The organism is Caulobacter segnis ATCC 21756, assembly GCF_000092285.1.
In the GTDB taxonomy this organism is placed as follows: domain Bacteria; phylum Pseudomonadota; class Alphaproteobacteria; order Caulobacterales; family Caulobacteraceae; genus Caulobacter; species Caulobacter segnis.
In genome coordinates this window covers 3594821-3615849 of the sequence record NC_014100.1, presented here as the reverse complement: position 1 = coordinate 3615849, position 21029 = coordinate 3594821, and the positions used below count along the sequence as shown (strand labels likewise).

The following is a 21029-nucleotide window of genomic DNA, read 5'->3' as shown; positions in this document are numbered from 1 at the left end:
GACGGGGATTGGCCGGCGGGCGCGCGCTATTGGGGGTTTGTCAGCTACAGCCACAGGGACTCGGTCCAGGGCCGCAGGCTCCATGGGCAGTTGGAGCGATACGTCCTGCCCAGACGGCTCGTCGGCCGCGAAACGGCAAGGGGCGTGACGCCGCGCCGGCTGACGCCAATATTCCGCGATCGCGAGGAGTTTCCGGCCGCCCATGACCTGAGCGTCGAGAGGTCCGCGCGGCGCTCAGCGTCTCCAAGGTGCTGTTGGTGATCTGCTCTCCCAATGCCGCGGCCTCGCCATGGGTGGCGCGTGAGGTGGAGCTGTTCCGCGCCCTGCACCCCGATCGTCCCATCCTGGCCGCCTTGATCGCGGGGGAGCCTGATACGGCCTTTCCCGCCCCGCTCTGCGTCGGCGTAGAGCCTCTGGCGGCCGATTTCAGGCCCAAGCGCGATGGGCATCGTCTGGCGCTCTTGAAGCTCGTGGCCGGAATGGCCGGCGTGGGCCTGGACGAACTGGTCCAGCGGGACGCGCAACGACGTTTGAGGTCCGTGACGGCCGTCACGGTGGTCTCCGTGATCGCCGCGCTAACCATGGGGCTGCTCACGGCCTTCGCCGTCAGTTCCAGCCACGAAGCGCAAAGGCAGAAAGGGCTGGCCCTCGACGCCTTGGGAGAGGCCCGGCGCCAGAGGGCGATGGCCCTGTCCGCGCGCGACGAGGCGCAACGCCAGAGGACCCAGGCCGTCCGGGCGCGGGACGAGGCGGAGCGGCAGCGCATCGCGGCCGTGCTGGCGCGGAGCGAGGCGGAGGACCAGCGGCAGGAAGCCGAAGCCATGGTGGAATTCATGTCGACCGAACTGCGCGGCAAGCTGGAGGGAAGCGAGAAGCTCGCGGTGCAGAGCGCCGTGAGCCAACGCGCCTTTGGCTACTACGCGGGCCGGTCGGATCGCCTGTCGCCGTCCTCGGCCGCGCGCCGGGCCAGGGTGATGACCGCCGTGGGCCAGGATTTCGAGCGACGCGGCGACCTCGTCGCCGCGCTCGGCGCGTTCGACGAGGCCTATCGCACGACGCGTCGGCTCAAGATGTCCGACCCCGGCAATCCGCAGAGCATCTTCGAACACGCCCAGAACGAGTTCGGCGTCGCCCAGATCGCCTACCGCCGGCAGGACTGGGCGAAGGCCAAGGCTGGCTACGAACGCTACGCCCAACTGGCCGACAGTCTGGTCTGGCTGAAGCCCGGCAGCCTCGAGTACCGCAAGGAGGTGGCCTATGCGCAGGGCAACCTCTGCGCGGTGGCGCTGAAGATGCGCGACACCCGGGCCGCGCTGGAGCGCTGCGATCGCTCGCTGGACGCCATGCGCGAGGTCGCTAGCCGCATGGACGACGGCCGGCGCGCCGTGGCCTCCGACATGGTCAATCGCCACGCCTGGATGGCCGACGCCTATCAGCGCGCGGGTGACCTCAAGCGCGCCCGCGTCGAGCGCGACGAGTCAGCGAAGATCATCTCCGCCCAACTCGCCGAACGTCCCGGAGACCGCAATATCCGGGCGGATTGGGTGGCGTTGCAGCTGGCGTACGCAAGCCTTGCCTATGCCGCTGACGACCGCGCTGGGGCCTTGGCCCGGCTGGCCGAGGCCCGCCAGGAGTCCGACCGCCTGCTGCGCGAGGACCCAGAGTATACCCGCGCCAAGCGTCTGCTCGACCAAGTCGACAGGAGTATCGCGTACCTAGCTCAAGCCAAAGGAACACAGAAATGACCGATGCTCAGGCCGCTGTTGCTCCAGGGGGCAACAAATTCGGAGTCATTCCGAAGAAAACAAACAAGGGATTCAAGCCGAAGGAGATCATCCACGTCATCATCCAGGAGGACAAATCGGGAGGAGCGAAGAACTACTTTCTGGACAGGCCCAAGAACCCTCCACCCCCGATCGTGGATGGTAGTACGATAAAAAAATATGCGGCGGATGTCGCTTTGAATGGGCCGTCCGCCAAGAGTATGGCTCTGGGTTCACCGCTCGACATTGCCGTGACCCAACAATGTTGGGTTGTCGTGGAGCTTGGGTCCTCCTTTAACAACTGGCAATTCACGGTCGATGAGTATGGATGTACGACGAAGGCTGATCCAAGTGACCGGAACGTAGGCCTCGTCCACGTCTACAAGGACGAGGACGATCCCCTCGGAGACGTCGGTGGCGTTGTCCGGGAAGATGGCTGCAGGGTGCTTTACTTCGGTGTGCGGAAGAGAGGGCTAAAGAACTCTACGAACTCGGATAATCCTGGCTCGGACGGTTTCAACTTCCACATCGAATTCATCCAGCCGACCGGGAGGACACAGACGATCGTCGACCCCGACGTCAAGAACGACAGCGACACCAACCCCATCCCTCCGGAAGGAGGCTGACGCGTCCAACCGTCGCCATGTCCGCTTTCCCATGACGAGACCGCCGTGCCCGCTTCACCCCCGTTTGTCGATATCGGAGTCCTGATCCGGGCCGGCGCCGTCGACCAGGCCTGGGCCCTGTTCGCCCAGGCCGGATTGACCGCGTCCGAGGACCCGGCGGCGCTGATCCTGAAAGGGCGTCTTCTCAAGGAGCGCGCGCGCGCCGCCCGTGGCGACGCGCGCCGCGACCTCTTCGGCCAAGCCGCCGGCGCCTATCGGGAAGCCGCGGCGCGGGGGGAGGGCGCCTACGCCCTGATCAACGCCGCCAGCCTGTCTCTGCTGGCCGGGGACGAGGAGGGCGGGAGGCGGCACGCCCTGGCCGCCCTGGCCGCGCCCGGCGACGACACCCCATTCTACGAAGCCGCGACGCGCGCCGAGGCGTTGCTGCTGCTGCGGCGCATGGACGAGGCCAAGGCCGCGCTGCAACAGGCGGTCGCGCGGGGCCCCAGGGCGTGGGAGGATCACGCCGTCACCCTGCGTCAGTTCCGGCTGATCCTCTCCAGTCTTGGCCAGCCCGACGATTGGCTGTCGATCCTCGCCCCGCCCCGCGCCCTCCATTTCACGGGTCAGATGACCTTGTCCGCCGACGAGGACGCCCTCCTGGACGTCATTGCGGGCTTTCTCGAGCGTGAGCGGGTCGCGTTCGGCTACGGCGCCCTGGCGGCGGGGGCCGATCTCCTGGTCGCCGAAGCGCTGGTCGCCGCGGGCGCGGAGCTGCACGTCATCCTGCCCCTCGATCAGAAGGCGTTCCGCGCGCGGTCCGTCAGCCCCTGGGGTGGAGCCTGGGAGGCGCGCTATGATCGCTTGCTCGCGACCGCCCAAAGCGTCTGCGTCACCGGTCCAGGCCTCGACCAGGTCAGCTCCGGCGCTCTGGCCCTGGGCGACGAGACCGCCATGGGCATGGCGGTGCTCAGGGCGGCGGGCCTGGCGGGCGACGCGATCCAGCTGGCCGTCTCGACGCGCGACGCGGCCGACGCCTTCGCGACCGCGCGCTGGCGCGACACGGATCGTTGTCAATGCATGCTCCGTCCCACCGCCCCGGTCGGGGCCGCGCCGACCGGCCCCATGCCGCCCTCCCGCCTGACCTCGGCCGCAGCCTTGGGCTGTGTCCTGGATTTGACGCCAGACGGTGAAAGTGAAGCCGCGCTGGCCGCGCTCGCGCGCCTGATCGCCGCGGAGCCCGAGCCCCTATCCGCGCCCAGTTGGTCGGGCCACAACCTTCTGCTGACCTATGCGACGCCGTTGGCGGCAGAGGCCGTGGCGATCAGGTTGCGCGACGCGTTCGGCGCCCGGCTGAGGATGGCGGCCGCCTACGGCCCCGTCGAAACCGTCGCCAACCCGTTTGGCGCGGGGCGGCTGGCCATCGGCTCGACGCCCGAGACGGTCGCCGACCTGCTCAGGGTGACGCCGCCCGGCGGGTTCTATCTGGAGCCGTGCTTCGCGGCGACCCTGGCGTTGGATGTGTCGAACGACAAGGCTCGGCGAATTACGAACCTGACGGGCGACACTGTCGGCCCCTACGCTCTGGCGCCGGGCGCCTAGTCGATCAGGCTCTCGAGGCGTCGGGGCGCGACGATGATCAGCGCCTCCGCCGTCCTGCGCACCAAGCCCCGTCGCTCCAGCGCGCTGACCGTGCGCGACACCGTTTCCCGCGTGGTCTGCAGGTCGAGCGCGAGGGCCGCGAGGACTGGCGGGGGGCTGATCGCCCAGCCGTTGGGCTCTGCCCGCCGCAGAAGCTCGGCGTGTATTCGGCCGACGGCGCTCAGGGTGTTGCGGTCGATCAGTCGTTTGTTGGCGTTCTTCAGGCGAGCCAGCAGCAGTCGCGAAAGGACAATGCCGATGCAGTTGTGACGCTCCATCAGGCGTAGGAAATCCATGGCGACGAACACCGCTGCGCGCGCCAGGCCCAGCGCGGTCACCTCGACGTCGCTCGGCGCAGCGGGGCGGACGGTGGCGCCGAACAGATCGCCGGGCGCGAAGTCATGCAGCAGGACCGACGCCCCGTCGCGACTAACGGCGGACGCCCTGGCTCGTCCCAGGGTCAACAGGAAGGTCTCGTCGCACTCGTCGCCCTGCCGGACGATCGTCGCCCCGGACGGATAGCCGCGCTCGGTCGCTGCGTTGGCGATGCACCGGGCGACATCCTCCTGACACTGGAAGGTCTCGCGCACGAAGGCGGTTAATCCCGACATATCCCGAACGACCCCCGACGCTCGCGCTGCGCTTTCAAGGTGGCACAATGGCCACGTTAAGCACAACCTTCGCGACGCGGCGCCTAGGGAGCGAGCCCCCGATCCGGCTCAGCGCGCCGGCGGGGCCTCGCTGCGGCGCACCCGGATGGGCGGCTGCGAACCGATCTTCATCCGGTAGCTGCCCATCGCCGCCTTGCGGATCTCGACGGTGACGCCGGGCTTGGGCGGCTTGCCCAGGGTCTGGTCGTCGATCTGCCGCCAGACCGCGCCGTCCTCAAGGGTCATGACCAGCCGGCCTTCGGCGTCGGTGCGGGCGAGCTTGATGACGGCCTGCAGGGTTTCGGTCTCGGCCTTGTCGGCGCCGCGGTCCAGGATCGACAGGGTGGGAAGCTCAAGCCCGAACGCCTGGCGCCGGGCGGCCCGGGCCGATTGCTTGTCGATGATGATGACCTCGCCGGTCTCCTGAGCCTTGGCGACGGATTGGGCGGCCTTGTCGTAGCAGGCCAGCCGCTCGCCATCGGCCTTGATCGCGCTGCAGGCCTTGAGGGCCTTGATCACGTCGGGTTCGGGGCTGGCCTGGGCGAGGGCGGCGCCAGCCGTCAAGGCCAAGACGATCGCGAGGAGGGAGGGGCGGATCATGGTCGTGTTTCCCATCAGGCGGCGTCCTGGCCGCCCAGAAGCCAGCCGGTCAAGGACAGGCGCTTGGCTTCGGCGTAGCTGGCGACCTGAGCCACCGAGTGCGGAGTCGGCACCTTGAACAAGGTCAGCACATTGAACCCCGGGGCAAGGCCGCGGGTGACGTTCCCCTCGGCGTCGTGGAACAGCAGCTGGCCGCCCCAGTCGGGCCGCCACCGGCGCGTGAAGCCCAGGGTGAAGGCGGCCAGGCGATGGTCCTTTCGGTGGCTATCGTCGTGCACCGTCAGGAAGTCGCCGGGGCGATAGTAGGACGCCTGGACCCGAACGCCCGCCACCTCGGGGGCTCCGATCACGCGCCCGCCGAAGTCGAGAAAGGCGCGGCTTTCCAGGAACTCGGTGGCGCGGTGGATCGCCGCCTGCGGCGCGCGCGGATACTCATCCTGCAACGCATAGGACATGTGCACGAAGGAGAAGGTCCGCGCCGCGCGGCGGATGGCGCTTTGCAGGAACTGCCGGACCTGGGCTTCGCCGAACTTCTTGATGACGTCGGGGCTGATCACCAGGGTCTCGGCCGTCTCGTCCGGCGCCACGATGTTCCAGGTCAGCGGCTCCAGAAGCCCCGCCACGCTCTCGGCGTCCTCCGGGGCCAGGAACACCGGAATCTGCACATAGCCATCCTGTGCGAACCGCGCCGCGAAAGCGTCGGCGGGAAGGTCGGAATTGATTCTGAGGGGCGGGTGCAGGGCCATTCGAACTCGGGATAAGCGACAGGCGGGCGGCATGAATCTGCCGAAGTTATATTCAAGCGATGCTTCTTGCCGCAGCGCAACCGTCGCGGCTTTCTTGCGCTCGAAATTTCGGCATCTCGAACAACTTTCGCCTAATCTTTGAGCGGCGATGTGTTCATCTGTCAGATGGTACCGTTATCGCGAGCCATGTACCCATGTTATCTGTGGAGATCGCGTCGCTCCACGTTGCCAATTTTTAATTTTAACTGACCGAATAACGATATCTGAAAGATGACGTTACTGTAATGAATTTGGCGAATATCAATAAATTCCGATATGAACGCCGTGTAATGTTTCGTGAAGGTAACGGGATGGTTCTCGCCATCTTGCTGGAATTGATGGTCTTTTATGGCCGTCCTTGCCTGGGCCGCGCGATAATGTGTCGCATTTGAGACACTGGCGTAAATTTCTTGCTCAATCGCCATGAGGCGCGGTTGACCGGGCGCGGCTGACACCGCCTCCATGCGCCCAATGCCCAGTTCCTGAGGAACAGGGGGGGAGCGCTCGCCATGGATCCGTGATGGCGGCGCAAAGTTTTTGGAGGTGGATTTTGGGTATTGTTAGCCGTCGAAAGCGCCTGTTGGCGTCTTCCATCCTTTGCGGCGTCATGCTGCCTGCCGTCAGCGCTTGGGCTCAGCAAGCGCCGTCGGAGGAACCCGCGCAGGTCGAAGAGATCGTCGTCACCGGTTCGCGTATCGCGCGTCCTGACCTGACCTCGTCGAGCCCGATCGCCCAGGTCGGCGCGGCTGAACTGAAGCAGTCGGGGGTGGTGAACACCGAAAACCTGCTGAACACCCTGCCGCAGGCCGTTCCGGGCATCACCTCGACCGTCAACAACGGCAGCAACGGTACGGCCACGGTCAACCTGCGCGGCCTGGGTTCGAACCGCACCCTCGTGCTGGTCGATGGCAAGCGCCAGACGCCGACCACGCAGAGCGGCACCGTCGACCTGAACCTGATCCCGCCGGCGCTGATCAAGCGCATCGACGTCGTGTCGGGCGGCGGCTCGGCCGTTTACGGTTCGGACGCGATCTCGGGCGTCGTCAACTTCACGCTGAAGAACGACTTCGAGGGCCTGGAATTCTCGACCGGCTATTCGAAGACCGACAATGGCGAAGCGCCGATCTATTCGGCCGACCTGACGATGGGCGCCAACTTCGCCGATCGTAGGGGCAACGTCGTCCTGAGCCTGGGTTACAACAAGCGCGAAGCGCTGACCCAAGGCGAGCGTGGCGGCATGCTGAGCACGGCCTGGGGCGACAACGCCGCCAAGACCGGTTTCGTCCCCTCGGGTTCGGGCTCCAACGAGCCGGGCCGCGTCGATCCCTTCGTTTCGGGCAAGTTCGTCACCCTGCCGGGCGTCACCAACAGCGCCGCCAACTCGGCCCTGTTCCTGACCGACGGCAACGTGCGCCTCTACAGCAGCGCCACCGACACCTACAACTTCGCCCCGGTCAACTACGTCCAGACGCCGCAAGAGCGCTTCTCGGTCACGTCGCTGGCCAACTACGAAATCAAGCCGGGCCTGCGCGCTTACGCCAAGGGCAACTTCGTCAACAGCCAGGTGGTGACCCAGCTGGCCCCGACGCCCGTCGGCAGCCGCACCTTCCGGTTCACGCTGGACAACAACCCGTTCCTGACGGCCGCCGCCAAGACCTCGCTCAACAGCCTGGGTTCGTCGACGGCCTACACCATCCCGGCTTCGAGCTCGTGGACGGCCGGTACGTTCACCGACGTCGATAGCGACGGCGATGGCCTGTACGACACCGTCACCGGCGTCTTCAACCGCCGCCTGACGGAAGTCGGCCCGCGCATCTCGAAGTTCAACTTCTACGGCTACCAGATGCAGCTGGGCCTGAAGGGTGACATCGACGCCATCAACGGCGGCTTCGACGTGTACTACCAGTACGGCAACACCCACGGCACCAACACGCTGCTGGGCGACACCAGCCTGGCCCGCATCCAGCAGGCCCTGCTGCTGAACGCCACCGGCACCGGCTGCGCCGACCCCTCGAACGGCTGCGTTCCGATCAACATGTTCGGCACCGGCAACATCTCGAAGGCCGCCGCCGAGTTCATCAAGACCCGCATCACCGCCGCTCAGGACTACGAGCAGCAGTACGGCGGCTTCAACATCAACGGTGACAGCCAGAACTGGTTCTCGCTGCCCGCGGGTCCGATCGGCTTCGCCTTCGGCGGCGAGTACCGCGCCGAAGAGTTCGACTACAGCCCCAGCCAGGATCTGGCGGCCGGCAACGTGACCGGCTTCAACGCCAGCCCGCCGGTCAAGGGCCGCTTCGACGTCTATGAAGGCTACGCCGAACTTCTGGTTCCGATCCTGAAGGACCTGCCGCTGGTCAAGTCGCTGGATCTGGAACTGGCCGGCCGTACCTCGGACTACACGGGTCAGCCCCATCCGGTTAAGACCTACAAGGTCGCCGGCTCGTGGAAAGTCTATGACGACCTGATGCTGCGCGCCTCGTACAACAAGGCGATCCGCGCTCCCGCGATCGGCGACCTGTACGCGCCGCAAAGCAACGGCTTCCCGAGCGCGACCGACCCCTGCTCGGCCCGTGGCGCCCCGAACGCCGCGGTCCGTCAGGCCTGTATCAACTCGGGCGTTTCGTCGAGCGTCGTGGGCCTGATCAACGCCAACCAGCAGACCCAGACCCTGTCGGGCGGCAACCCGAACCTGCGCCCTGAAGAAGCCAAGACCTTCACCGTCGGCTTCACCTATCAGCCGTCGTGGCTGTCGGGCTTCTCGATGACCGCCGACTACTTCGACATCAAGATCACCGACGCGATCGCCAGCTTCGGCGGCAGCGCCTCGAACGTGATGAATGTCTGCTACGGCTCGCTGGTCAACGGTAACCCGAACTCGCCGTACTGCCAGGCGATCCGGCGCCTGGCCAACGGCTCGATCGACTACATCTCGCTGACCGCGCAGAACGTGGCCTCGATCAAGACCTCGGGCCTCGACGTGAGCGTCACCTACCGCACGACCCTGGAAAAGCTGGGTCTGCCGGATTGGGGTTCGCTGGCGTTCCGTTCGCTCTACACCAACACGTGGGAGTGGACGAACACGCCGGACGAGATCTCGACGCCGATCAAGTGCGCCGACAAGTTCGGTACGCGCTGCGGCAACCCGACTCCGCGTCACAAGCTGCGCACCACGTTGAACTGGACCATGAACCAGTTCGGCGTGAACATGGTCTGGAACCACCTGGACGACGTGCTGGATGACAACCCCGCCAGCGTCTACACGGTCGAGCGTATCGGCGCGAAGAACTACATCGACCTGTCGGGCGACTGGAACGTCACCGACAGCCTGGCCTTCACGGCCGGTGTCCGCAACCTGACCCAGGAAGCCTATCCGATCCTGGGCGGCAACGCCTCGCCGTCGAACAGCGGTTATCCCGCGACGTACGACGTGCTGGGCCGGACGTTCTTCCTGAACGCCCGCCTGCGCTACTAAGTCCAGGCTTGAGCGCTTCTCCGCCGCTTCTGCGGCGGGGAAGTCTGCTTGGCCAGGAAGCCCGCCTCGGTAACCCGGGGCGGGCTTTCTTGTTTAAGCGCGGAAATCGGCGAGGGAGGTCGCGCTTCAGCGCGGGATCACGTCGAACGCGACCGTCAGTCGGTGGCCGGTGTCGGAGAACGGCCGCGTTCCGTGCCACAGGCACGATGGAAACAAGGCCAGGGTTCCGCGCTCGGGCTTGATGAAATGCTCGGCCTCGAGGACGGGCTCCGTGAGACAGCCGGGATGTCCGAACTGCAGCCATCCGGCGCGGGTGGCCTCGTCGTCGAACCGGCCCGGCAGGTCGAGATAGAAGGCCGAGGAGATCCATCCGCGCGGATGGACGTGGTCGGCGTGGAAGCCTTCCGACTTCAAGCGAACCGACCAGCCGCCGGCGACGGCGAAGTCCTGGCTTCGGCGGCGGCGGATGGGATCATCGCCCGGGCCCAGCGCCTCGACATAGCGCGCCACCGACTTGCGCGCCGACTCGAAGAACGCCCGCACCAGCGGATCTTGCGAGCGGTCCAGCGACGGGACCTGGGTGCCGCCCCGCAGCGACTGGTGCAGGGGATGGGTCGTCAGGTCGTGCATTTCCATGAGCCGCTCGCGCAAGGCGTCGAGGAAGGCGTCCAGGTTCGGCCAGCCCTCGGGCGTCTCCAGCCGATCCGTTCGAACCAGGGCCGCGTAGTCGCGAAAGAGCGCGCCGCGCGGGTCGTCCATGATCCGCCAGGCCGTGTTGCGCAGCACCAGCGCGTATTGATCGTCCGGCGCGGCCGCGACCATGTCCTCGGCCACCCGCGCGGCGGCGTCGGCCTCGCCATTGGCCAGTAGCGCTTCGCAGAGGACGGCGCGCGTTTCGCCGGCGCCATGAGCTCGGCGTTGGGCCTCTCTGGCGTGGCCCAGCATGCGTTCGCGGTCCCCCTGGGCGCCGGCCGAGCGCGCCGCCGCGATCCGGACCAGCAGGTCGTCGGGCGCGCGGGCCAGAGCGTCTTCCAGCGTGGCGTCGGCTCCGGCGTGGTCCCCCGCGAAGGTCAACACCGTGCTGCGGATCAGGCGCAGGTTCGAAACGGTCGGATGTCGGGCGATGGCGGCGTCCAGAAGCGCGAGGGCGGCGTCCGTGCGGCCGGTGCGCATCCAGCGCAGTTGAGCCAGCTCCAGATGGACGGTGGCGTCGGTTGGGCGCGCGGCCAGCGCGGTCTCGAAGGCCCCCTCGGCCTCGTCGTAGCGGCGCAGGCCTTGAAGCGCCTTGCCCAGCACCAGCCGCACCTCGGGGACGTCCAATCCCAAGGCGATGGTCTTGCGCGCAGCCTCCTCGGCTTCGGCGTGAAGGCTGAGATCGCCCAGGGTGGCCGCCAGATTGTACCAGGCGAAGCGGTCTGCGGGCGCGCGCGTGACGGCGCGGCGGTTGAAGGTCAGGGCCTCGTCGTGCCGGCCGACGGCCTTCAGCGCGGCGGCGTGGGCCATCAGCAGGCCCGACGTCGCCTGGGGCGAAAGCGCGGGGGCGGCGGTCATGCGAAGCGCTTCGGCGGCTCGTCCGTTGTCGATGAGCGTCCAGGCCTGGTTGGTCAACGAATCGATCATGACAGCGCCGCTTTGGGTCCCCTCGCTTCTTTGTCTTTCCGCGCGGCGGACCACAACAGGCAAGGGCGCGGCCACGCCCGCGAAGCGCTAAAATGATCGCGCCTGGCGGCGGCGGGCTTCACGACGCCTCGCTAAATTGGTCTTACCACTCTTTGGAAATTGACAGGCCAATCTCGATTGGCCATGGATGGAACCCGCCAAAAAGCGATCAGGACCGTCACCGGCCTCGCGCGCCCATAAGAACAAAAAGGGTAGGACGAACCATGACCTGGCGCTCAGTGCGACTGCGCATTCTTCTGCTGGTGATCGTCGGGACGATCATCAACTACATCGCGCGCAATTCGCTGGGCGTGCTGGCGCCGCAGCTCAAGCAAGACCTGGCGATCACGACGGAGCAGTACAGCTACATCGTCGGCGCCTTCCAGCTGGCCTACACCGTCATGCAGCCGATCGCGGGCCTCTTGATCGACAAGATCGGCCTGACCGCGGGCTTCGCGCTGTTCGCCCTGGCCTGGAGCCTGGCCAATATGCTGCACGGCGCGGCCAAGGGCTGGCTCTCCCTGGCGGCGTTCCGGGGGCTGCTGGGCATGGCCGAGGCCGCCGCGATCCCGGCCGGCATGAAATCGATCGGCGAGTGGTTTCCCGATCGCGAGCGCTCGGTCGCCGTCGGCTGGTTCAACGCCGGCACCTCGCTGGGCGCGGTGATCGCGCCGGTCCTGGTCGCCCTGGTCGCCAAGACCTGGGGCTGGCAGGCGGCGTTCTTCGTCACGGGTCTGATCGGCGTGGTCTTCGCCGGCGTCTGGTACCGCTATTACCGCTCACCGGCTCAGGCGGCCTACGTCTCACCCGTTGAGCGCGCCGAGATCGAGGCGGGCCAGCGTCCGGTTTCGGCCAGCGCCACCACCCTGAAGGCCATCGCCGCCACGCCCAGGTTCTGGGCCATCGCCGTGCCGCGCTTCCTGGCCGAGCCGGCCTGGCAGACCTTTTCGTTCTGGATCCCGCTGTACCTCGCCAAGGAGCGGGGCATGGACCTGACCCACATCGCCCTGTTCGCCTGGATGCCCTTCCTGGCCGCCGACGCGGGCGGGATCCTGGGCGGCTACCTCGCGCCGTTCCTGCAGAAGTGGCGGGGCATGACCCTGGAAGGCTCGCGCATCGCCGGCGTGGCGCTGGGCGCGGTGCTGATGATCGCGCCGGGCTTCGTTGGGATCGTCGGCCACCCGGTGGCGGCGATCGCCCTGCTGGCCATCGGCGGCTTCGCTCACCAGGTGATCTCGGTGCTGATCAACACCCTGTCGGCGGACGTCTTTCCCAAGGGCGACATCGCCAAGGCCAATGGCCTCGTGGGCATGGCCGGCTGGACCGGCGGCCTGCTGTTCTCGCTGGCGATCGGCCAGCTGGCCGACAAGATCGGCTTCGCCCCGTTGTTCGCCTGCCTGGGCGTCTTTGACCTCATCGGCGCCATCTGGCTGTTCGCCATGCGCCGCCATCTCGTCGTGAAGGAGGCGTGATCATGCGCAAGGCAAGCCTGGCCCAACCGCCGCTTTTCGCCCTGGCCGAGCGCGACGGTCCGCGTGTCACCCTGCGCGCTGACACCGGCGCCGTGGCGCACCTCTTCGTGCTGGAAGAGGACGTCGTCCGGGTCCTGCTGCTGGCCGACGGCGCGCTGACCTCGCCGCCCAGCTGGGCCGTGGCGCCCGGCCAGACCGATATCGCCGAGCCCGGCCGCGACCGCCTGGACGTCTCGGGCTTCGCCGCGCCGGCGTTCACGCTGGAGGCGGGCGGCGAGGTGCTGGTGCTCGCTACCGCGCGCCTGCGGCTGGAGATCACGCTGGCGGGCTTCTTGTGCCGCTGGTCGCAAGCGACGCCGGAGGGTTGGCGCCTCATCGCCGAGGATCGTCCGACCCAGGCCTATAATTTCGGCTGGTGGGACGAGGGCGTCTATCACTACGTCAAGCGGCGGCCGGGCGAGCGCTACTACGGCCTGGGCGAGCGGGCGGGGGCGATGGACCGGGCGGGCCGCCGGTTCCGCCTGACCAACCTGGATCCGATGGGCTACGACGCCTCGGCCGACGATCCGCTGTACAAGTCGATCCCGTACGTCTTGGTCGTCGACGCCGAGGGCGCGGCGCATGGGGTCTTCTACGACACCACGGCCGATCCGGTGTTCGACTTCGGCCACGAGCACGACAACTACCACCCGCACTACCGCTACATGCGGGCGGCGAGCGGCGACCTCGACTACTACATGATCGCTGGTCCGGACGCCCGCGAGGTCACCCGCCGCTACACCTGGCTGACGGGGCGGCCCGCTCTGATGCCGCGCTGGGCCGTGGGCTATTCCGGCTCGACCATGACCTATACCGACGCCCCGAACGCCCAGGCGCGCATGGGCGAGTTCATCGCCGGCGTCAGCCGTCACGACATCCCGTGCGAGTCCTTCCACCTGTCCTCGGGCTACACCTCGATCGGGGACCGCCGCTACGTGTTCCACTGGAACCGGGAGAAGTTCCCCGACGTGGCGGGCTTCGTGCGCGGCTACGCCGAGGCCGGGGTCGAGCTGGTTCCGAACATCAAGCCGGCCCTGCTGGTCACCCATCCACGCTACGCCGAACTGGCCGACAAGGGCTGGTTCGTCAGCGACGCCGACGGCGATCCGATCGTCTGCCAGTTCTGGGACGAGGTCGGCAGCTATGTCGATTTCACCAACCCCGACGCTGCCGCCTGGTGGCGCGGGCAGGTGACCGAGCAGCTGCTGGCCTACGGCATCCGCTCCACCTGGAACGACAACAACGAGTACGAGATCTGGGACAGCCGCGCTCGCATCGCCGGCTTCGGAACGCCGCGCGCCGCGGCCGCCGAACGTCCCGTGCAGACCCTCTTGATGATGCGCGCCAGCCGCGCGGCCCAGATCGCCCATCGCCCGGACGAGCGGCCCTATGTGGTGACGCGGAGCGGGATGGCCGGCATGCAGCGCTACGCCCAGACCTGGTCGGGCGACAACTACACCGCCTGGAAGACCCTGCGCTTCAATCAGAAGATGGGGCTGGGCATGGCGCTGTCGGGCGTCTCCAACACCGGCCACGACATCGGCGGCTTCGCGGGTCCGGCGCCCGAGCCCGAGCTGCTGCTGCGTTGGGTGCAGGCGGGCATCGTGATGCCGCGCTTCTCGATCCACAGCTGGAACACCGACGGCACGGTCAACGAGCCCTGGATGTATCCGGAGGTCACGCCGGCGATCGTCGGCATGATGAAGCTGCGCCGCGCTCTGCGGCCGCTGCTGCACGATCTTCTGTGGCGCCATCACGCCGACTATGAGCCGGTGACCCGGCCGTTGTGGCTCGACTTCCCCGAAGACCCTCGGGCTTGGCAGGATGGTGACGCCTATCTGCTGGGACCGGACCTGCTGGTCGCGCCGGCGCTGGACCAGGGCGTCGAGACCGTGCGCGCCTACCTGCCCGCCGGAGCGACCTGGCGCGACCTGCGCGACGACAAGGTCTATGCGGGCGGCGCGGAGCACGACCTGGCCGCGCCGCTGGACGGCTTGCCGCCAATGCTGGCGAAGGAAGGTTCGGGCGTGTTCGTCGACCTCGCCCCCGCCGGCTTCGCCGCCGCCCCGCCGGAGCCGGCGGTGCTGCTGTACCCGCCCGTCGCGGGCGCCATGGCCTGGAGCGGCTTCGACGAGGCGGACGCCGCGCCGGGTGATCCGGCCGCGCTGCAGGGCTGGCGCGTGACTGTTGAGGCGAGCGAAAAATCCTTGGCGATCACCGCCGCCTGGCGGGGGAACGCCCCGGCTCCGGCCGAGGCCCTCAAGCTCGTCCTGCCGGCCGCCGAGACGCGCGCGGTGACCCTGAACGGCGAGGCCGTCGCGATGCGCGTGGAGACCGTGCTCGGCGTCTCGCGGCGTCTCGCGACCTGGAGAGTCTAATAACGCTCGTGTCATCCCGGATAGCCTCTACGAGGCTTCCGGGATGACACGTGAGGGGGTCTTCTACGGCGTTAGCTTCATCGCCTTCAGCCACAGGGCGTACTGGTCGAACCAGGCGTCGCTGGTCGTGCCGTGGGGCTGCGAGGCGAAGCCATGGCCGCCGGCGCTGTAGAGGTGCAGTTCGACCGAGGCGCCCGAGGCGCGCCAGTTCTGGATCAGGCTGAAGTCCTGCGATCGGAAGAACCGGTCGTCGGCCGCCAGGGCCGCGAACAGCGGCGGCGCGTTGGGCGGGACCACGCTCGACTGGGTGGGGCCGTAGATCATCCCCGCGAAATCTGGTCGCGCGTCGGAGGCGTTGGCCTGCAGCACGCCCAGCACCGTCATGGCGCCGGCCGAGAAGCCGAGGACACCCACGCGCTTGGCGTCGACATGCCATTCGCGCGCGTGGTCGCGGACCGCGCGGACGGCGGCCTGGGCGTCGGCGACGGCGTAGGGCGCCTGGCGGTCGCGATCTGCGGCGCCTTCGCCGCGCTGGAACGTTCCGGCCAGCGCGCCCTTGAAGCCGTCGAAGCTGTCGGGGAGGGGGATCGTCCGGTACTTCAGGATGAAGACCCGCACGCCCAGCGGCGCCAGCCGTTTGGCGACGTCGTAGCCCTCGTTGTCCATCGCCAGGAACTGGAAGCCGCCGCCGGGGACCAGGATCACCGCTGGAGCGTCCTGGTCGGCCGCCGGGCCGCCCGGCATCAGCGTCAGGGTCGGCTTCGAGACGTTGTAGACGAGCCGCTGCTTGGGATCCTGCTGGGCCCAGGCCTCGCGGGCCGGGTTGGCCAGCGGCGTCGCCACCGGCAGGGCGAAGGCGGGCGGCTCCTTCGGCGCGGGAATCGCCAGCACGCCATTGACCCAGTCGCCGGGCGCGGCCTGAGCGCCCAGCGCGGCCAGGCAGGCTGAAACGCCGGCCACGAAGCCGGCCATACGGGGAAGCGCGTTTCGCATGCGGGTGTCCTGGTCTTGAATAAAAAATGGGGAGCAGGCCGAAGCCCGCTCCCCGTCGAGGGTTCGTCCGGGGAGGACTGCCTAGAACTTGGTGTCGACCTTGAAGCCGAAGTAGCGGTCGCTGTCGCGCGACAGCACCTGGGTCACGTAGTGGACGCCGTACGAGCCGAAACCGTCGCCGATGCCGGTCACGAAGTGCTCGTTGAACAGGTTGTTGACGAACACCGTGGCCTTGACGTCGCCGCGCTCGATCGAGGCCGAGGCGTTGACCAGACCATAGGCCTTTTGCTCGGCCAGCGGGTTGCCCAAGAGGTCGAAATTGACCTTGCTCTGGTACTGGTAGTTGACGGTGAAGACGCCCTTCAGGTCGCTGGTGAGGTCGCGCGTGACCGTGCCGCCCAGATTGATCTTCATCTTCGGGCTGTTGGGCAGCTGGGTGTTCGAGCGGTCCTGGACGTTGCCGAGGCCGACCGGGTTGGTCGAGGGCGCGCAGCCCACGCCCGTTTGCGCCTGGCCGGGATAGCAGGCCGCGTTCGGGAACGAGACGACCTTGGCGTCGGTATAGGCGGCCGAGGCGTCGAGGCGCAGCCATTCGACCGGCATCGCCTGGGCCTCGACCTCGACGCCCTTGGTGCGCAGCTTGCCGACGTTGTTCAGCTTCTGCTGCAGCGCGCCGTTGATGTACTGCGACGACTGGGCCTGGAAGTTGTCGTAGTCGGTGTAGAAGGCCGCGACGTTCAGCTGGAGCCGGTTGTCGAGGAAGCGGCTCTTCAGGCCGGTTTCATAGGACTTCGACTTCTCGGGCTGCACGGGGTTCTGGGTGCGCAGCGGCGTGTAGCCGGACGAGATGTCGTAGGCGTAGCCCTTATAGCCGGTGGCCGCGCTGGCGTAGACCGAGATGCGCGGCGCCAGTTCCTGGTTCACCGACAGCTTCCAGGTGGTGGCCGTGTCCTCGTTGCTGCCGGCGCACAGCTGGCTGCCCGCGCCGCAGGTGCCGATATTGGTCGGCGAGACGTAGACCGTGGCGGTCGACAGCAGATTGACGAAGCTGTCCTCGATCCGCTCGTTGTTGACGCGCACCGCGCCGCTGATGGTCGTGTTGGTCGGGAACTTATAGTCCACGCCCGCGAAGGCCGCGACGCTGCGGGTGCTCTGCCAGCCGGTCCACTTGGCCAGGATCAGGGCCGGGCCACGCTGGAAGTCGCGGGTGGTCTTGGCGTCCGCGTAGAACGCGCCCAGCACGTACGACAGCGGGCCTTCGCCCTTCGACGTCAGGCGCACTTCCTGGGTGAACGACGTCGAGTGGTACGGGCCCGAGTTGCTGACGCCGACGCCCGGCGCGATCGGGCTGGTCACGTTGGGCGCGGTCCCGTTGACCGCCAGGTCGGTGCCGTCGACATCGGCCGAGAAGTTGTACTTCCAGTCCTGGTACGAGGTGACCGAGATCAGGCTGGCGAAGCCGAGGTCATAGGTCAGCTTGCCGCTGAAGCTGGCCTGCTTGTTCTCGGTGAAGCCGTCGTTGTCGACCCGGGTCTTGCGGTTATCCGCGCCCGGCTTGATGCCGGCCAGGGCGGGCAGGATCGAAACGCCGTTGTAGCGCGGGATCACCGCGGTGGTGGCTCCGGCCGGAATGTAGTTGAGGTCGATCGAGCGCAGCGTCGCCGCCGTGCCGTCCGACTTGGACTTGGCGTACGAGCCATTCAGCGACAGCACCAGCTTGTCGGTGAGCTCGGACCGCAGCTTGCCGCGCACGCCGTACGAGGTGTTGTCGTTCAGGCGGTGGCCGTTGGCCAGGTTGCGGACGTTGCCGTCCCAGTGGTTGTAGTAGACGCCCAGGCGATAGCCGGTGGCGTCCGAGATCGGCCCCGAGATCGAGCCGTCGGCCTTGTAGCCCCGGTCGGTGGTGACGGTGGCCGAGGCGTGGCCGCTGAAGACCACCGACGGATCGCGGGTGACGATGTTGATCGCGCCGGCGCTGGCGTTCTTGCCGAACAGCGTGCCTTGCGGGCCGCGCAGCACCTCGATGCGCTCGACGTCGGACAGGTTGTCGAAGGCCTGGGCCTGCTGCACCACCGGCACGTCGTCGATGATGACGGCCACCGACGGCTCGACCCCGATCGAGAAGGCGTAGGTGCCGATGCCGCGCAGGATGATGGCGTTGTTGGGCGAGGCGGTGCTCTGCGTCAGGGTCAGAGACGCGGCGGCGCGGGTCAGGTCGCCGAACTCGTTGATGCGTTGGTTCTGGATCGTCTCGCCGGTGATGGCCGTGACGGCCACCGGGACGCTTTGCAGGTTGGCGGACCGCTTCGTCGCGGTGACGACGATTTCGGCGAGGCCCGTGGTTTCGTTCTTGTCTTGCGCCGCCGCCAAGCTCGGCGCGACCAGGACGCCCGCCGCCGCGCCCGCAAGCAGGATCAACTTCCGCATGATACCCTCCCTAAGTTATTGATTTTTAGTTGTTATAGCTTTGGCTAAACCGTTGTTCGCCTCTGGTCAAGCCAATTTTCTGAATTGGCCAAACAATCGGGTGGGCTCAGCCGCGCCCTCACGTACCCATCCAGGCGCGCGGCGCCGTCCGGGGACAGGTGCAGGCCCAGCTTGCTGCGGCGATAGAGGATGTCCTCGGCGGTGCGCGCCCACTCTTCGGCGATCAGGTAATCGACCTCGGCGGCGTGCAGCCCCGCGCCGAACGCCTCGCCCAGGTCGGCCAAGGTCTTGGCGTCCGCCAGGATCCGCCGGGCCCGCGTGCCGTAGGATCGGGCGAAGCGCTTGGCCATCTCTGCGGGCAGGAACGGGAACTCGGCGCGCAAGGCGCGCGCCAGGGCCTCGCGGTCCAGGTCGGGCAGGTCGCCACCCGGAAGGACGGCGCCTCGGGTCCAGGAGCGACCGGCTTGTGGGAAGAAGGCCGACAGCCGGTTCATCGCCTGGTCGGCCAAGTGGCGGTAGGTGGTGATCTTGCCGCCAAACACCGACAGCACTGGCGCTGCGCCCTCGGGCGCGTCGACCTCCAGCACATAGTCACGGGTCACCGCCGAGGCGCTGTCGGCGTGGTCGTCGAACAGGGGGCGCACGCCCGCATAGCTCCAGACGACGTCGCTCGGCGTGAGCGAGCGGGCGAAGTAGCGATTGATGCTTTCGCAGAGATAGTCGACTTCTTCGGCCGAAATCTTGGCCGGTCCTGGCGGCGCGTACCAGGCGACGTCGGTGGTGCCCACCAGGGTGAAGCGGTCCTCGTAGGGGATGGCGAACACGATCCGGCGGTCGGGGTTCTGCAGCATGTAGGCGTGCTCGCCCTCGAACAGGCGCGGCACGATGATGTGGCTGCCCTTGATCAGGCGCGTGCCGCTGCCGGTGGTCACGTCCAGCGCGTCGGTCAGGACTTCCGAAACCCAGGGGCCAGCGGCGTTGACGATGACGCGGGCGCGGACTTGGCGCGCGGGCCCATCGACAGGCTTCAGCCGGGCTGCCCAGGACGAACCCTCCCGCCTGGCGGAGACCAGCTTGGTGCGCGTCTCGACCACCGCGCCGCGTTCGCGGGCGTCCATGGCGTTGAGGGTCACAAGGCGGGCGTCGTCGACCCAGCAGTCCGAATAGGCGAAGGCCTTGCCGTATTCCGGCTTCAGCGCCGCGCCCTCGGGCGCGCCTTTCAGGCTCAGGCCGCGCGAGCCCGGCAGCCGCTTGCGGCCGCCCAGGTGGTCGTAGAGGAACAGGCCCAGTCGGACCAGCCAGGCGGGCCGGGTGGCGTGGGCGTGCGGCAGCACGAAGCGCAGCGGCCAGATGATGTGCGGGGCCATCGCCAGCAGCGTCTCGCGCTCCTCGAGCGCTTCGCGCACCAGCTTGAACTCATAGTACTCGAGGTAGCGCAGCCCGCCGTGAACCAGCTTGGTGCTGGCCGACGAGGTTGCGCTGGCCAGATCGTTCTGCTCGACCAGCAGCACAGACAGCCCGCGTCCCGCCGCGTCGCGGGCTATGCCCGCGCCGTTGACGCCGCCGCCGACCACCAGCAGGTCGAACTCCATGTCCGATGTTCCTTCCGTATTGCGCATCACTAGCGTATTCCTCTGAAAATCGCAAATACGAAATCGAAAACGAAACTTATTGCGAAAAACGCGCGTGAAACCGAAACCGATCCGAAAGCCGCGCTGGTCAAGAGCGACGCCCGCGCGCTAAGCCGGAGGTGGAGGTGCGTTGATGGCTATCGAGCAGCGTCACGAGGCGATCCTCGCGCTCGCCCGCAAGAGCGGGCGGGTGACGGTCGAGGCCTTGTCCGATCAGCTTCAGGTCTCGCGGCAGACGATCCGCAAGGACCTCAACGACCTGTGCGATCAAGGCTTGCTCAACCGCGTGCACGGCGGCGCCGTCATCGCGGCGGGCGGGGTCGACAACCTGGAATACGAGGCGCGGCGTGTCCTGGCCCGCGAGGCCAAGGAGGCCATCGGCGCGGCGGCGGCGGCCTTGATCCCCGAAAAGGCCTCGTTGTTCATCAATATCGGCACCACCACCGAAGAGGTGGCCAAGGCCCTGCAGGGGCGCACCGGACTTCTGGTGATCACCAACAACCTCAACGTCGTCGACATCCTGGCGTCATCGCCCGGAGTCGAGGTCATCGTGGTCGGGGGGCGGGTGCGCAGCGCCGATCGCGCCTCGGTGGGCGCTTTCGCGGTCGACTTCATCCGCAACTTCAAGGTCGACTTCGCCATCATCGGCGCTTCGGCCATGGACGAGGATGGCTCGCTGCTGGACTTCGACATCAACGAGGTCCAGGTCTCGCAGACCATCATCCAGAGCTCGCGCCGGGTGATCCTGGTCGCCGACAGCCAGAAGCTGGGCCGGCCCGCGCCGGTGCGCATCGGCCATATCGGCGACGTCCACGTCTTCGTCACCGACCGGCTGGACAGCCCGGAGCTGGCGGCCAAGTGCGAGGCCGAAGGCGTCCGCGTGATCGAGACCTCGCCCGCATAGGCAAGGC

15 protein-coding genes are annotated in these 21029 nt (G+C 67.6%); 7 read left to right on the top strand and 8 right to left on the bottom strand.

What is annotated here, in order from left to right; all coding sequences use genetic code 11:
- Positions 1-305 precede the first annotated feature (305 nt).
- Genes CSEG_RS16555 through CSEG_RS21690 form a run of 3 tightly spaced genes read left to right on the top strand, consistent with a single transcriptional unit; the run spans position 306 to position 3970 of the window.
- Complete coding sequence (locus CSEG_RS16555; protein ID WP_409359795.1) at positions 306-1745, top strand: hypothetical protein; 1440 nt, start codon at positions 306-308, stop codon at positions 1743-1745.
- On the top strand, positions 1742-2389 hold the full coding sequence (locus tag CSEG_RS16550; RefSeq protein ID WP_013080381.1) for a nucleotide synthetase: 648 nt from the start codon (positions 1742-1744) through the stop codon (positions 2387-2389). Before CSEG_RS16555 ends, CSEG_RS16550 begins: the two co-directional genes overlap by 4 nt.
- A gap of 45 nt (positions 2390-2434) precedes the next feature.
- Positions 2435-3970, top strand: coding sequence for a tetratricopeptide repeat-containing protein (locus CSEG_RS21690; protein WP_013080380.1), 1536 nt, complete (start codon positions 2435-2437; stop codon positions 3968-3970).
- Here the strand turns inward: CSEG_RS21690 and CSEG_RS21685 are convergent.
- The 4 genes from CSEG_RS21685 to CSEG_RS22675 all read right to left on the bottom strand — a co-directional run bounded on the left by CSEG_RS21685 (position 3967) and on the right by CSEG_RS22675 (position 6508).
- Positions 3967-4620: a Crp/Fnr family transcriptional regulator gene (locus tag CSEG_RS21685; RefSeq protein WP_013080379.1), complete on the bottom strand. Its 654-nt coding sequence runs from the start codon at positions 4618-4620 to the stop codon at positions 3967-3969. The genes CSEG_RS21690 and CSEG_RS21685 overlap by 4 nt on opposite strands.
- A gap of 108 nt (positions 4621-4728) precedes the next feature.
- Positions 4729-5274: a hypothetical protein gene (locus CSEG_RS16535; RefSeq protein WP_013080378.1), complete on the bottom strand. Its 546-nt coding sequence runs from the start codon at positions 5272-5274 to the stop codon at positions 4729-4731.
- Positions 5274-6005 (bottom strand): 2OG-Fe(II) oxygenase family protein, encoded by a 732-nt coding sequence (locus CSEG_RS16530; protein WP_013080377.1) that lies wholly within the window; start codon positions 6003-6005, stop codon positions 5274-5276. The genes CSEG_RS16535 and CSEG_RS16530 overlap by 1 nt, the downstream gene beginning before the upstream one ends.
- Positions 6006-6202: 197 nt before the next feature.
- Entirely contained in the window at positions 6203-6508 is a 306-nt protein-coding gene (locus CSEG_RS22675; RefSeq protein WP_157039002.1) for a hypothetical protein, read from the bottom strand.
- A gap of 83 nt (positions 6509-6591) precedes the next feature.
- On the opposite strand from CSEG_RS22675, the gene CSEG_RS16525 reads away from it, so the two are divergent.
- Entirely contained in the window at positions 6592-9519 is a 2928-nt protein-coding gene (locus CSEG_RS16525; RefSeq protein WP_083778490.1) for a TonB-dependent receptor domain-containing protein, read from the top strand.
- A gap of 126 nt (positions 9520-9645) precedes the next feature.
- Here the strand turns inward: CSEG_RS16525 and CSEG_RS16520 are convergent, their stop codons facing one another.
- A complete protein-coding gene (locus CSEG_RS16520; RefSeq protein ID WP_013080375.1) occupies positions 9646-11139 on the bottom strand; it encodes a putative 2OG-Fe(II) oxygenase in 1494 nt (497 codons plus the stop codon).
- Positions 11140-11402: 263 nt separating this feature from the next.
- Between CSEG_RS16520 and CSEG_RS16515 the strand changes: the two genes are divergently transcribed.
- Positions 11403-12650 carry an MFS transporter gene (locus tag CSEG_RS16515; RefSeq protein WP_013080374.1) on the top strand — a complete coding sequence of 416 codons (1248 nt, stop codon included), beginning with the start codon at positions 11403-11405 and terminating at the stop codon, positions 12648-12650.
- Between the two features lie 2 nt (positions 12651-12652).
- Positions 12653-15067 (top strand): glycoside hydrolase family 31 protein, encoded by a 2415-nt coding sequence (locus CSEG_RS16510; RefSeq protein ID WP_013080373.1) that lies wholly within the window; start codon positions 12653-12655, stop codon positions 15065-15067.
- A gap of 63 nt (positions 15068-15130) precedes the next feature.
- Here CSEG_RS16510 and CSEG_RS16505 read toward each other — a convergent pair whose 3' ends face one another.
- The 3 genes from CSEG_RS16505 to CSEG_RS16495 all read right to left on the bottom strand — a co-directional run bounded on the left by CSEG_RS16505 (position 15131) and on the right by CSEG_RS16495 (position 20079).
- The gene (locus CSEG_RS16505) at positions 15131-16060 is read right to left on the bottom strand and encodes an alpha/beta hydrolase (protein ID WP_013080372.1); all 930 of its coding nucleotides are present in this window, start codon (positions 16058-16060) and stop codon (positions 15131-15133) included.
- An 81-nt stretch (positions 16061-16141) separates the two neighbouring features.
- The gene (locus CSEG_RS16500; protein WP_013080371.1) at positions 16142-18487 is read right to left on the bottom strand and encodes a TonB-dependent receptor; all 2346 of its coding nucleotides are present in this window, start codon (positions 18485-18487) and stop codon (positions 16142-16144) included.
- 44 nt (positions 18488-18531) lie between these two features.
- Positions 18532-20079, bottom strand: a complete 1548-nt coding sequence (locus CSEG_RS16495) for a glycerol-3-phosphate dehydrogenase (protein ID WP_013080370.1) — start codon at positions 20077-20079, stop codon at positions 18532-18534.
- Positions 20080-20251: 172 nt separating this feature from the next.
- Between CSEG_RS16495 and CSEG_RS16490 the strand changes: the two genes are divergently transcribed.
- On the top strand, positions 20252-21022 hold the full coding sequence (locus tag CSEG_RS16490) for a DeoR/GlpR family DNA-binding transcription regulator (protein WP_013080369.1): 771 nt from the start codon (positions 20252-20254) through the stop codon (positions 21020-21022).
- Positions 21023-21029 lie beyond the last annotated feature (7 nt).